General features: G+C 67.6%; 9 protein-coding genes. 1 reads left to right on the top strand and 8 read right to left on the bottom strand.

Translation table 11 applies throughout. The features are described from left to right. Nucleotides 1–24 precede the first annotated feature (24 nt). Nucleotides 25–2,349, top strand: a complete 2,325-nt coding sequence (locus E0E05_RS05565; protein ID WP_244597958.1) for an ATP-binding protein — start codon at nt 25–27, stop codon at nt 2,347–2,349. Nucleotides 2,350–2,355: 6 nt separating this feature from the next. Here E0E05_RS05565 and E0E05_RS05560 read toward each other — a convergent pair whose 3' ends face one another. The 8 genes from E0E05_RS05560 to E0E05_RS05525 all read right to left on the bottom strand — a co-directional run bounded on the left by E0E05_RS05560 (nt 2,356) and on the right by E0E05_RS05525 (nt 13,539). After that, nucleotides 2,356–2,829, bottom strand: a complete 474-nt coding sequence (locus E0E05_RS05560) for an EF-hand domain-containing protein (RefSeq protein WP_244597956.1) — start codon at nt 2,827–2,829, stop codon at nt 2,356–2,358. Nucleotides 2,830–2,888: 59 nt separating this feature from the next. After that, a complete protein-coding gene (locus E0E05_RS05555; protein WP_158629279.1) occupies nt 2,889–5,864 on the bottom strand; it encodes a bifunctional [glutamine synthetase] adenylyltransferase/[glutamine synthetase]-adenylyl-L-tyrosine phosphorylase in 2,976 nt (991 codons plus the stop codon). 60 nt (nt 5,865–5,924) lie between these two features. Beyond that, nucleotides 5,925–7,343 carry a sensor histidine kinase gene (locus tag E0E05_RS05550; protein ID WP_131615815.1) on the bottom strand — a complete coding sequence of 473 codons (1,419 nt, stop codon included), beginning with the start codon at nt 7,341–7,343 and terminating at the stop codon, nt 5,925–5,927. Continuing rightward, nucleotides 7,343–8,014, bottom strand: a complete 672-nt coding sequence (locus E0E05_RS05545) for a response regulator transcription factor (RefSeq protein WP_131615814.1) — start codon at nt 8,012–8,014, stop codon at nt 7,343–7,345. The genes E0E05_RS05550 and E0E05_RS05545 overlap by 1 nt, the downstream gene beginning before the upstream one ends. A 130-nt stretch (nt 8,015–8,144) precedes the next feature. Beyond that, the gene (locus E0E05_RS05540) at nt 8,145–9,671 is read right to left on the bottom strand and encodes a Do family serine endopeptidase (protein WP_244597955.1); all 1,527 of its coding nucleotides are present in this window, start codon (nt 9,669–9,671) and stop codon (nt 8,145–8,147) included. A gap of 131 nt (nt 9,672–9,802) precedes the next feature. Further along, complete coding sequence (locus E0E05_RS05535; protein WP_131615812.1) at nt 9,803–11,029, bottom strand: bifunctional alpha/beta hydrolase/OsmC family protein; 1,227 nt, start codon at nt 11,027–11,029, stop codon at nt 9,803–9,805. A 27-nt stretch (nt 11,030–11,056) separates the two neighbouring features. Beyond that, nucleotides 11,057–11,533 carry a cytochrome c-type biogenesis protein gene (locus tag E0E05_RS05530; RefSeq protein ID WP_131615811.1) on the bottom strand — a complete coding sequence of 159 codons (477 nt, stop codon included), beginning with the start codon at nt 11,531–11,533 and terminating at the stop codon, nt 11,057–11,059. Further along, the gene (locus tag E0E05_RS05525; RefSeq protein ID WP_131615810.1) at nt 11,530–13,539 is read right to left on the bottom strand and encodes a heme lyase CcmF/NrfE family subunit; all 2,010 of its coding nucleotides are present in this window, start codon (nt 13,537–13,539) and stop codon (nt 11,530–11,532) included. Before E0E05_RS05525 ends, E0E05_RS05530 begins: the two co-directional genes overlap by 4 nt. Nucleotides 13,540–13,548: the final 9 nt, after the last annotated feature.

The raw sequence follows: 13,548 nt of genomic DNA, 5'->3' as shown, positions 1-13,548 counted from the left end.
CCATGCGGCTGCCGGGGAGAGCACGTGGCATTCAGCGAGACCAGCAAGGCTGAACCGGGAGGCATGACGGGCCTTGCGCGGTTTCTCGCAGAACCGGCCTTCAAACGACTGCTTGCCCTCGAGCCCTGGCTGAAGCGCTCCATCCCCGTCCTGATCCTGGTCTTCCTCGCCGTGGTCTTCACCGCGCGCGCGATCGCGCTGATGAACGACCGCGAGGCGGCCGGCGAACAGGCCCGCATCTTCCTTTCGCTGATGGCCGATGCCGGCGCGGGTGCGCTGCGCGAAGCGGGGCGCAACGACTTCACGCCGCAAACGCCGGGCGACTTCGACCGCGTCCTGTCGCGGGCGCTGCCGACCGAGGCGCTGGCCGATGCGCGCATGTTCCTGATCGCGGACACGAACGGCACGGTCGTCGGCCAGCGCGGCGGCGGGCTCGACATGGTGGGCGACGCGGTTCGCACCCATTTCGACGGCGTGCAGCCGCTGATGATGTTCGGCGCGGACGCCGGCGTGCTGCAGGTGACGATGGGCGACCGGGTGTTCCTGGGCGCGGCGGCGCTCACATCGGCCGAGGCCGGTTTCCTGATGCTGGCGCTGCAGCCCTCCGAGGCGATCTACGCGACCTGGCGCCAGCGCGCCTCGATGAACGTGGCGCTGTTCGTCGCCATGGCCTCGATCCTGCTGATCCTGCTCTATGCCTATTTCGGGCAGGTCGCGCGGGCGCACGAGGCCGATCTCGTCTATTGCGAGACCCACAAGCGCATGGACCTTGCGCTGTCGCGCGGCCATTGCGGGCTGTGGGACTGGGACCTGGCGCGCGGGCGCATCTACTGGTCGCGCTCGATGTTCGATCTTCTCGGCTACGCGCCGGTCAACGACGTGCTGTCGTTCGGCGAGGTCTCAAAGCTCGTCCATCCCGAGGACGCCGACCTGTTCGACCTGGCCGAGCGGGCCGCCGCCATGGAGATCAAGGGCGTCGACCGGATCCTGCGCATGCGCCATGCCGAGGGCCACTATGTGCGGCTGCGCATCCGCACCGAACTGGCCGAGCATCCCGGCCACGGCAATCATCTGATCGGCATCGCGGTCGACATGACCGAGCAGCACCGGCTGACCGAGCTGTCGCAGATCGCCAGCCAGAACCTGAAGGCCGCGATCGAGAGCACCTCGGAGAGCTTTGCGCTGTGGGACAAGCAGGAACGGCTGGTCCTGTGCAACCGCAAGTTCATGGAGATCAACGGCATCGACGAAAACCGCATCCGCACCGGCATGAAGCGCGCCGATGTCGACGCGATCATGCGCGCGCCGGTCACCGAGCGGCGCATCCCGCAGGGCGGCGACGGCGCCGTCACGCTGGAGCGGCAGATCGCCGACGGGCGCTGGCTGCAGATCAACGAACGGTCGACCCCGTCGGGGGGCACGATCTCTGTGGGCGCGGACATCACCCAGCTCAAGCTGCAGGAAGAGCGGCTGATCGACTCCGAGCGCCGGCTGATGGCCTCGATCCAGGACCTGTCCGTCGCCCAGAGGGCCGAACACGAAAAGGCGCAGGCGCTCAAGGACATGAACCGCAAGTTCCTCGAGGCCAAGGACCGGGCCGAGGCGGCCAGCAAGGCGAAGACCGAGTTCCTCGCCAATGTCAGCCACGAACTGCGGACGCCGCTCAACGCGATCCTCGGCTTTTCGGAGATGATGCAGCAGCGCATGTTCGGACCGCTCGGCTCGGAGCGCTATGACGAATACATCGCCGACATCCATGACAGCGGAGCGTTCCTGCTCAACGTGATCGACGACATTCTGGAAATGTCGAAGATCGAGGCGGGCCGCGTGGTCCTCGAACGCGAATGCATCGATCTCGCGCCGCTGATCGGCGAGGTGGTGCACATGGTTTCGCTGCAGGCCGGCGCCAAGGCGATCGCGATCGAGGAGGACATCGCGCCGCAGATGCACATTCACGCCGACCGGCGGGCGATGAAGCAGATCCTGATTAATCTGGTGACAAACGCGGTGAAGTTCACCGATCGCGACGGCCATATCCGCATCCGCGCCAAGCTCGACGGCGAGACGGCGCGGGTCATGATCGCCGATGATGGCTGCGGCATTCCGCACGAGGCGCTCAAGCGGCTGGGCCGGCCGTTCGAACAGGTCGCCAACCAGTTCTCCAAGACCCATGGCGGATCGGGGCTCGGCCTTGCGATCTCGCGGTCGCTCGCCGAACTGCACGGTGGGACGGTGTCGATCCGCTCCAAGCCCGGCGAGGGAACCGTCGTGGTCGTCCGCATTCCGGTCGAGTGCGGATGCGGGCCGGACGCGGACGTCGCCGAGGACGCCGCGTCCGAGGTCGTCTGAGACCGATCAGTTGCGGTCGCCGGACCCGCCGCGCTGGCCGCCGTGGCGGGCGAAGCGCCGGGGCAGTTCATCCTCGGTGACGGCACCGGAATCGTCACGGTCCATCAGCGCGAACATCTTCTCCTGGCGGTTGACCAGTTCGTCGGCCGACACCTGCTCGTCGCCGTCGATGTCGAAACGCTCGATCATGCGTTCGGCCATGCGCTCGGCGCGCCGGCCCTCGAGCGCGGCGGCGATCTCCTCTGCCGTGACGACGCCGTTGTCGTCGGCATCGGCCTCGTTGAAGCGCTCCAGCATCGGCGCGCTGAATTCGGCGAACGTGACCGAACCGCTGGAATCGGCGTCAAGGCGCTCGAAGCGCTCGGCACCGCGCGGACCGCGCTCGTCGGCCATGGCATAGCCGGCGCCCGTCACGGTGACGATCGCGGCCAGAAGGGCGATGGTGGTCTTGTGGAAGGTCGTCTTGCGGAAGGTGGTCATGGTCTTGCTCCTTTGCATCGTTCGTCATCCCCGATGCAAAGCCATAGGCATGCTTCCCGTCACGCCTCCGGCACCGGTTCACCGATGACCTGGTGGAAGATCTCTTCCACCCGCTCCCGGTGACTTTCCAGACGCGCCTCCACATGGCCTATGTCCGGCTCATGCAATCTGGAGCACAACGCATCGACCAGTCCGCGGGGCGCATTGTCCGGCTCGAAAGCTTCCGACGTGCACAGCCGCAGCATGTGGCCGACCGTTGCGTAATCGTGCGCGGCGGACTGAAGATCCTCTCGTTCCCGCCGGCCGATCACCGCATCGTCAAGCACCGTGAAGATACCGGCCGCGCTGGAGCCGATCAAATTAAGCTTTGGTAAGGCCACCAGCCGCCAGTACTGGGCGAGGAAGTCGAGGTCCATGACGCCGCCGGCGATGCGCTTGAGGTCCCACGGGCCGCGCGGGGCCTTGTCGCGCAGCAGGCGCGCGCGCATGGAAAGCACGTCGGCGCGCACCTTGTCGGCGTCGCTCGGCAGGGCGAGCACGGCGCGCAGTTCCTCCTCGGCGCGGGCGCCGATCCCGGCGTCTCCGGCGACGATGCGGGCGCGGGTCAGCGCCATGTGCTCCCAGGTCCACGCGCTGTCGCGCTGGTAGTGCGAAAACGCGCGTAGAGAGGTGGCGAGCGGGCCCTTGTTCCCCGACGGTCGAAGCCGGAAATCGACCTCGTAGAGAACGCCCTCGCTGGTCGGCGCCGACAGGGCCGCGATCAGCCTCTGGGTAAGGCGCGCGTAGTACTGCGAGGGCGCGAGCGGCTTGTCGCCGTCGCTCTCCTCGGCGCCTTCGGGATGGTCGTAGATCAGGATCAGATCGACATCGCTGCCGGCGGTCATCTCTCGCGAGCCGAGCCGGCCCAGCGCGATCAGGCAGCACTCGCCGCCCGGCACCTGCCCGTGCCGGCGGGCGACCTCCTCGCGTGCCGCGTCGAGCGCCTCGGCAATGACCAGATCGGCGATCGCGGTCAGCGCCTCGCCCATCTGCTCGGCAGTCGCCGCACCGGTCAGGAAGCGCACGCCGACCAGAAAGCGCTGCTCGGCGGCGAAGATGCGCAACCGGTCGAGCCGGTCCTCGTAAAGGCGCGCGTCCCCGAGAAAGGCGGTCAGGCTGTCGGCCATCTCGTCCTTGTCGGGCAGGCCCTCATAGAAGGCCGGATCGAGCATGCCGTCGAAGACAAGCGGGCGCTTGGTGATGATCTCCGAAAGGCGCGGCGCGGCCGACAGGATGGTCATCAGCAGCGACAGAAGATGCCGGTTGGAATCGAGCATCGAGAAGAGCTGGATGCCGGCCGGCAGCCCCTTGAGAAAGGCATCGAACCGCAACAGCGCCGCGTCGGGCTGGCCGGTGCCGGCGAACGCCCCGAGCAGCGCCGGGGTGATGTTGGTCAGCCTCTCGCGGGCGCGCTGGGACTGGACCGCGCCATAGCGCCCGAAATGCCAGGTGCGGATGACGCCCCACATGTCGGCGGGGCGTTCGAAGCCCAGTTGGGACAGCGTCGTCAGCGTGTCCGGGTCGGGATCGTCGCCGGTGAACGACAGATTGCCGGCGGTCGCGGCCAGCGTCTCGCCTTCCTGGAACAGGGCGCCGAAATGGCGTTCGACCATGACCAGTTGCGCACGCAATTGCTGCCGGAACTCGTCGCAGTCCGGATAGCCCATCAGGGCGGCGACCGAGGCCATCGCCTCGTCCGTTTCGGGAAGCGTATGGGTCTGCTCGTCGCCGATCATCTGGACGACATGCTCGACGCGGCGCAGGAAGCGGTAGGCGTCCACCATCTCGTCGCGGACGGTCTCGGCGATCCAGCCGTCCTCGGCGAACCGGTTCAGCATCTCCAGCGTCCTGCGGTCGCGCAGGTGTGGCGCGCGTCCGCCGGCGATGAGCTGCTGGGTCTGCACGAAGAACTCGATCTCGCGGATGCCGCCGCGACCGAGCTTGACGTTGTGGCCCTCGATGGCGATCCGGCCATGGCCCTTGTGGGCGTGGATCTGCCGCTTGATCGACTGGACGTCGGAGATGGCGGCGTAATCGAGATATTTGCGCCAGATGAACGGGGTGAGCTGGCGCAGGAAGTCGTCGCCAGCCTTCCGGTCCCCGGCGACGGGCCGCGCCTTGATCAGCGCGGCGCGCTCCCAGTTCTGCCCGCGCGCCTCGTAATAGGTCAGCGCCGCGTCGACCGAGATGGCAAGCGGCATGGCCCCCGGATCGGGCCTGAGGCGCAGATCGGTGCGGAAGACGTAACCGTCGCCCGTGCGCTCGCCCATGATGCGTATCAGCCGGCGCAGCGCCTTCGACAGCAGGTCGCCGGCCTCGTAGGGCTCGTCCCAGGTCAGCCCGGGGGCGTCGTGCTCGAAGAAGACGATCAGATCGATGTCGGACGAATAGTTCAGTTCGCACGCACCCAGCTTGCCCATGCCGAGCACGATCAGCCCCGAGCCCGTCGCCGGATCGTCCGGGTTGGCGAGCTTCAGCTTGCCCCTGTCGTGCAGGTCGCGCAGCAGCCAGTTGACAACCGCCGCCAGCGCCGCCTCGGCGAGGCGCGACAGGAACATCGTGGTCTGCTCGACCGTGTGTGCGCCGGACAGATCGCCCAGCGCGATGAACAGGTGCGCCCGGCTCTTGAGTTCACGCAGTTGCCGCGACAGGGACTGTTCGGAGACATCGGCCGGAAAGGCCGTGCGCGCCAGATCGTCGATGGCGGCGATCGCCTCGTCGATGAAGGCGGCGACCGGCGTATCGGGCAGCTTCTCCAGGTGCGTGACATGGCGCTGCATGGCGCCGGCGAGGAACGGCGCGTTGCCGGCGACGCCGACGAGAAATTCCGCCCAGGGGTCGGCCTTGCCGCCGAGCGCCGCCGACAGCCATTCGAGCCCGGCCTTGTCGGCCGCCTCGGCCAGCACGTGACGACAGGTGTCGGCCGCCTCCGCGTCGGTGATGGCGATCGGGCGCGGCGATGATGTTGTCGTCTGGGCGTCGACGGTTTGGGACACGCTCTGCCTCCGCATCATGTCGGTGACACCTAGCGCCCGTCGTCGACGGAAGGAAGTGGGCTAAGGTGCGGCAGCCGGAAACGACAGGACCGCGCACAGGCCCGGTTCGTTGTCCTGAAGCCTGAGTTCGCCGCCATGCTGGCGCATGATCGCGTCGACCAGCGACAGGCCGAGGCCGGAGCCCGGCGCGCTGCGGCTCTCCTCGAGGCGTTCGAAGCGGCGGACGGCACGCTCGCGATCGGCTTCGGGAATGCCGTCGCCGGTGTCGCAGACGAGCAGTTCGACGCGCGATGCCGCCTTGTCGGCGCGGCCCTTCAGGGTGACGGTCGCGCCCTCGCCCTTGAGGCCATACTTGATGGCGTTGTCGATCAGATTGGTGACCGCCTGGCCGATCAGTTCGCGGCTTCCCTCGGCGACGAGCGGACCGGTCACCTCGTTTCTGAGATGGCCGCCGGCGTCCTCGACCAGCGGCTCGTAGAGATCGGCCAGTTCGGTGGCGACAGTGGCCAGGTCGACGGGCTCGGGCGTGAAGCGCGTGTAGCCGGCCTCGACGCGCGAGATCTGCAACATGGCGTTGAAGATGGAGATGAGCTGGTCGGCCTCGGAGATCATGTCCTCGAGCGCGTCGCGATAGCCGGCCTCGCCCTCGTCCTTGCGCAGCGCCTCCTCGGCGCGGTTGCGCAGGCGGGTCAGCGGCGTCTTCAGATCATGGGCGATCGAATCGGACACCTCGCGCAGCCCGTCATTGAGCGTTTCGATGCGCGCCAGCATGGTGTTCAGGCTGGCCGAAAGCCGGTCGAACTCGTCGCCCGCGCTGGAGACCGGAAGCCTTCGGCCGAGATCGCCGGCGACGATGCCGGCGCTGGCCGCCGAGACCGCGTCGATGCGCTTGAGGGCGCGGCGGCCGATGAACAGCCAGATCAGCAGCCCGCCGAGCGCCATCAGGCCCAGGGCCAGCGCCAGCGCCCGGCGCACCACGACGCGAAACCGCTCCGGTTCGCCCAGATCACGCCCGACGAGCACGCGCATCCCGTTCTCGAACCGGAAGATGTTGGCCACCGCCTGGGGCTGGTCGCCGTTCTCGCCGCGTTCGCGGAACTTCTCGTAGCTGAACGGACGTCGGGTCCAGCCGGTGTGATCGATGACGCCGGGCTCCAGCGCGCGCACATTGCCGGCGAGGATGCGCCCGGTCGGGTCGGCGACCAGATAGACGAAGGCGCCCGGAGCCCGTGCCCGCCGGTCGATGGCGACGACGAGACCACGCATGCCGCCGCGCTGATAGATGCGATCGAGCGAACGCAACTCCTGCTCGATCGCCATGCGGGTCTCGTTGAGGAAAAAGCCTGCCGCCAGCGAGGTCATGTAGATGACCAGCAGCACCGCACAGACGCTGAACAGCAGCAGATAGAGCGCCGAAAGGCGCACCGCGGTGGTCTTGAAGATGGCGCCCAGACGGCGGCGGGGAGCGGGAGCGCTCATCATTCGCGCATGACATAGCCGGCGCCGCGGATGGTGTGCAGCAGCGGCTTGTCGAAGCCCTTTTCGATCTTGCCGCGCAGGCGCGACACATGCACGTCGATCACGTTGGTCTGCGGGTCGAAATGGTAGTCCCAGACATGTTCGAGCAACATGGTGCGCGTGACGACCCGGCCGGCGTTGCGCATCAGATATTCCAGAAGGCGGAACTCGCGAGGCTGCAGCACGATGTCCTGCCCGGCGCGCGTGACGCGGCGCGAAAGCCGGTCGAGTTCGAGGTCGGCGACCCGGTAGGCGGTCTCGCCGTCGCCGTTCTGGCTGCGCCGGTGCAGCACCTCGATGCGCGCCAGAAGTTCGGAAAAGGCATAGGGCTTGGTCAGATAGTCGTCGCCGCCGGCCCTCAGACCGGTGACGCGGTCATCGACCTCGCCGAGCGCCGACAGGATCAGCACCGGGGTGCGGTCGTCCTCGGCGCGCAACTGGGCGACGATCGAAAGCCCGTCGCGCCGGGGCAGCATGCGGTCGACGATCAGCGTGTCATAGGAGCCGGTCGAGGCCATGGCGTAGCCGTCGTCGCCATCATGGGCGACATCGGCCGTGTGGCCCGCCTCGCCGAGCGCCTTCTTCAGATAGGCGGCGGCCTGCGGATCGTCCTCGATGATCAGCACCTTCATGGGCGTCGTCTTAGCAAGGGGGAAAGCGGCCCGAAAGGCCGGCGGCGGGCTGGAGGGGGAAGGCCCGCCGCCGTGGGAACCGTCCGGAGGGGATGACATGGAAGGGGCCCGGACGGAACTGGTTTACGCGTCAGCCGCGCGGCAGCGGCACGGCGACGAAGCGGCTGGCATCCTCGCCCTGAAGCCGCAGAAGCGCCGCGCTGCGGCCGGCATCGGCGACCTCGCCGATGCGCTGCTCGACATCGGCGGTCGAGGCGACCGGCTCGTTGTTGACCTCGCGGATGATGTCGCCGGCGCGGATGCCTGCCTGGAAGGCCGGGCTGTCGGGCACGACGTCGGTGATCAGCACGCCCTGGCCGTCTTCGGCGGGAACGAGCGTCAGGCCGAGATCGTCCATCGAGGACGGCTGGGCGCTTTCGGGCTCGCCGCCCTGATCGGCGTCGGGCGTGCCGGCCAGTTCCTGCAGCGAAGGCAGTTCGCCCAGTTCGACCGCGATGTCGCGAGCCTCGCCATCACGCTGGACAGTGATCGTCACCTCGGTGCCCGGATCGAAGGCGGCGATGGCACGCGACAGTTCGCGGGTGCCCTCGATGGCTTCGCCGTTGACCGCCGTGATCACGTCACCGGCCTCGATGCCGGCCTGTGCGGCGGGCGCGCCGGCTTCGGGTTCGGCGACGATGGCGCCGCTCGCGTCGGCGAGGCCGAGCGATTCGGCGATCTCGTCGGTGACCGCCTGGATGCGCACGCCGAGCCAACCGCGTTCGACATTGCCATCGTCGATCAGGTCGGCGACGACATCGGTCGCCACCGCCGCCGGGACGGCAAACGCAATACCCACATTGCCGCCCGAGGGCGAGAAGATGGCCGTGTTCACGCCGACGACCTCGCCGGCGAGGTTGAAGGTCGGACCGCCGGAGTTGCCGCGGTTGACCGCCGCGTCGATCTGGATGAAGTCGTCATAGGGGCCGGCGCCGATGTCGCGCCCGCGGGCGGAGACGATTCCCGCGGTGACGGTGCCGCCAAGGCCGAACGGATTGCCCACCGCGACCACCCATTCGCCGACGCGCGTCGGATTGTCGTCGTCGAAGGTCACGTAGGTGAATTCGCGGTCGGCATCGACCTTCAGCACGGCCAGATCGGTGCGCGCATCGGCGCCGATCAGTTCGGCGTCGAGTTCGGTGCCGTCATTCATGATGACGGTGAACTCCTCGCCATTGTCGATGACGTGGTTGTTGGTGACGATGAAGCCGTCGCCGGAGATGAAGAAGCCCGAACCCTGGCTGACCGGGCGCGCGCGGCGCGGACGGTCGGGACCGCGCTCGCCGAACTGGCGTTCGTTGAACCGGTCGCCGAACTCGCGATCGAAAAAGCGGCGGAAGGGGTGGCCTTCGGGCAGGTCCTCGAACGGGCTGCCGCGGAACTGGCGACCGAAGGACCGGTCGGAAACCTCATCGACGCTGGCGCGCACGCGCACCGAGACGACGGCCGGCGAGACGGCCTCGACCACATCGGCGAAGCCCGGCGCCATGGCGGGCGCCTCGAGGCGGACCGGTTCGGCGTAGGCGGGGTTGGCGAACTGCGCGGTGCCGTAGCCGGCAAAGCCCGCGCCGACGACGGCAGCGGCCATGACGGCCGCGGTGAAACGGGGCGTTCTCATCTGGGTCATCCTCTTGATTGACGTTCTGGCGCGGCGAGCGCCGTTGCCGTCAATCTAGGAAACCCAAGGTTGCCCAAACATGGCCGTCACATGAAAAATCGGTAAGGTTGGGTCACGGGCGCGTGAGGTACCTACCCCGTCTCGACCTTGGTGATCACGCTCGCCTTGCCTTCCAGCGTCTTGTGGACGGGGCACTTGTTGGCGATCTCCTCAAGCTTGTCGGCCAGTTCCGGCGGCACGTTGCCGTCGACCGTGATCACGCGCTCGAAGCGGTCGATCTTGCCCTTGCCGTTCTTCTGCTCCTCGGTGCAGTCCATGCAGTCCTTCGCATGCACCTTGGCGTGGCTGACATCGACGGTCACCGTGCCCAGATCGAGCTTCTTGAATTCGGCGTAGATGCGCAGCGTCATCGAGGTGCAGGCACCGAGCGCCGCCGACAGGAAGTCGTAGGGCGTGGGGCCGGTGTCGGTGCCACCGACCGAGGCGGGCTCGTCGGCGAAGAAGCGATGCCGTCCGGCCTGGACGCTGTTCTGGAACTTGCTGGCGCGCGTTTCGGTGACGCGGACATGCTCGATCGCTTCCTCGCCCTGCGGCTGGTCCCCGGGCAAAAGGCGCGAGGCCCAGCCGGCGATGACCTCGGCGGCGAATTCGGCGTCCTCGGCCTTCGACAGCAGGTGATCGGCCGTGTCGAGCGAGATGAAGCTCTTGGGGTGCCTGGCGGCCGTGAAGATGCGCGTGGCGTTGTCGATGCCGACGGTCTGGTCGATCGGCGAATGCATGACCAGAAGCGAGGCGCGCAGGGCCTTTATCCGGCCGGTGAGCTCGGTCTCGCGGGCGGCCTCGACGAACCCCTTGCCGATCCGGAACGTGCGGCCGCCAAGGGTCACCTCGGCCGAACCCTCGCGCTCGATCGCGTCGAGATCACCCTCGAAGTTGTGCAGGACATGCTCGGCATCGGCCGGCGCGCCGATCGTGACCACGCCCTTGACCTCGGGGATGTCGCCGGCGGCGGCGAGCACCGCCGCCCCGCCCAGCGAATGGCCGATCAGCAGAACCGGGGCCTGTTCGGTCTGCCGCAAATGGTCGGCAGCGGCGATCAGGTCGGCGACGTTGGAGACGAAGGAGGTGTTGGCGAACTCGCCCTCGGAGGAACCGAGGCCCGTGAAATCAAAGCGCAGGACCGCGACGCCAAGGCGTGCCAGATTGGCGGCGATGCGCCGGGCGGCGACGATGTCCTTGGTGCAGGTGAAGCAGTGGGCGAACAGGGCGACGCCGCGGACGCGACCCTCGGGACGGTCGAAGCGCGCCGCAAGCTGGTGGCCGTCGTGGGACTGGAAGGTGCGTTTTTCGACTGGCATGGCAGGCTCCCCTCATGTGAGGGCTCCCTACCGCTCCTGCCGGTCACCTTCATCTAAAATCTTTGCGACGCGCGCTTGTTCTTCGGCGGTCAGCGCCTCGCCGAGCCGTGAGTTGCTCTGGCGGCGGCTGAAGACGAGGGCCGCCGTGCCGCCAAGGATCAGGATGATGGCGGGCGTCGCCCACAAAAGCGCATTGCGGGCCGAGAAGGTCGGCCGCAGCAGCACGAACTCGCCATAGCGGTCGACGACGTAGGCCACGACCTCCTCATTGCTGTCGCCGGCGACGAGCCGGTCGCGCACCAGCACGCGCAGGTCGCGCGCCAGTTCAGCATCGGAATCGTCGATCGACTGGTTCTGGCAGACCATGCATCTGAGGCCCGCCGAGATGTCGCGCGCGCGCTCCTCGAGCGCCGGATCGTCGAGAATCTCGTCGGGATTGACGGCGAGCGCGGGCGTGGCGCCCAGCGCTGCGATCAGTGCGAGCGTTGCGACAAGGCGCTTCATTCGGCCGGCTCCGGTCGCGCCTGGGCCGCCGTCTGCTCGCGCCGCCGGCGCGCGGCGACGGGTGCGCCGATCCGAAGGCGCCGGTCGGACAGCGAGATCAGCCCGGCCAGCACCATGACGATCGTGCCGTGCCAGATCAGCGTGACATAGGGCTTGTACCAGATGCGTACGACGATGGCGTCGGTGTCGGGCGCGGGATCGCCGAGCGCGATATAGTACTGGCTGAACAGCCCGACCATCTGGATGCCCGCCTCGGTGGTCGGCATGCGGCTTGCCACATAGACCCGCTTCTCCGGCTCGACGGTGCCGATCTCGCGGCCGTCACGCGTGATAGTGAAGACGCCCCGGTCATAGGTGAAGTTGGGACCCTTGCCGGGCGTCAGCGAATCAAAGGCGACCTCATAGCCGGAAAAGCTCGTGGTCTCGCCGGGCGTCATGCGCAGCACGGTCTCGTCCTCGAACGTGGTCACGCCGACGATGCCGAGCGTCGTGACGCCGAGGCCGGCATGGGCGAGCGCGGTGCCCCAGTTGGCGCGTGGCAGGCCGCGCAACCGAGACCAGCCCTTTGAGAGGCCATTCTTGGCAAAGCCCGCCTTCTGCCAGACGTCGGCGAACGCGCCGATGATCAGCCAGAAGGCGACGAAATAGGCGAGCGCCGACAGGACCGGCGCCTCGTAGCGCACATAGGCCATGAACAGGGCGGCGACGAGCGAAAGGGCAGCCGCCAGCCAGAGACGTTCGGCGGCGGCGTACAGATTGCCGCGCTTCCAGGCCAGCAGCGGCCCGAACGGCACGGCCATCAAGAGCGGTATCATCAGCGGGATGAAGGTGTAGTTGAAATAGGGCGCGCCGACCGAGATCTTCTCTCCGGTCACGGCCTCGACCAGCAGCGGATAAAGCGTGCCGACGAGCACGGTCGCCGTCGCCGTGGTCAGGAACAGATTGTTGAGGACGAGCGCGCCCTCGCGGCTGATCGGATGGAACATGCCGCCATTGCGCAAGGTGCCCGCGCGCAGGGCGAACAGGATCAGCGATCCGGCGATGAAGAACACCAGGATCATCAGGATGAACAGGCCGCGCTGCGGGTCGGTGGCGAACGAATGCACCGATGTCAGAACGCCCGAGCGCACAAGGAAGGTGCCCAGCAGCGAAAAGGAAAAGGCGAGGATCGCCAGAAGGATCGTCCAGACCTTCATCGCCTCGCGCTTTTCCATCACCAGCGCGGAGTGCAGGAGCGCGGTGCCGATCAGCCATGGCATGAAGGAGGCGTTCTCGACCGGGTCCCAGAACCACCAGCCGCCCCAGCCCAGTTCATAATAGGCCCAGTAGGAGCCCATCGAGATGCCGGCGGTCAGGAACAGCCAGGAGACGAGCGTCCATGGCCGCACCCAGCGCGCCCAGGCGGCATCGATGCGGCCCTCGATCAGCGCGGCGACCGCAAAGGAGAAGCAGATCGAAAAGCCGACATAGCCCAGGTACAGAAGCGGCGGATGCACGGCGAGGCCAATGTCCTGCAGGATCGGATTGAGGTCGCGACCCTCCATCGGCGCGGGGGACAGGCGCTCGAACGGGTTCGATGTGAGCAGGATGAACAGCGCGAAGGCGACGGTGACCGAACCCTGCACGGAGAGGACGGCCGCCTTCAGCCGCGAGGGCAGATTGCCGCCGAAGAAGGCGACGAGCGCGCCGAACAGGGCGAGCGTTAGGATCCACAAGAGCATCGAGCCCTCGTGATTGCCCCACACGCCGGTGACCTTGAAGATCATCGGCTTGTCGGAGAACGAGTTCGCCCAGACGTTTCGGACCGAGAAGTCGGAGGTGACATAGGCCCAGGTGAGCGCCGCGAAGGATACGGCGACGACGAGGAACGTGGCGATGGTCAGCGGCGGGGCGACATGCAGCATGCGCGCATCGTTGGTGCGCAGGCCGATCATCGGCACGATCGTCTGGGCGAGCGAAAGCGCGAGGCCGAGAACCAGCGCGTAGTGACCCAGTTCGACGATCATGTCAGGCCT

The sequence above is a fragment of the Roseitalea porphyridii genome (assembly GCF_004331955.1).
Classification (GTDB): Bacteria; Pseudomonadota; Alphaproteobacteria; order Rhizobiales; family Rhizobiaceae; genus Roseitalea; species Roseitalea porphyridii.
The sequence above is the reverse complement of the archived record's forward strand: the minus strand, read 5'-3'. Positions and strand labels throughout refer to the sequence as shown.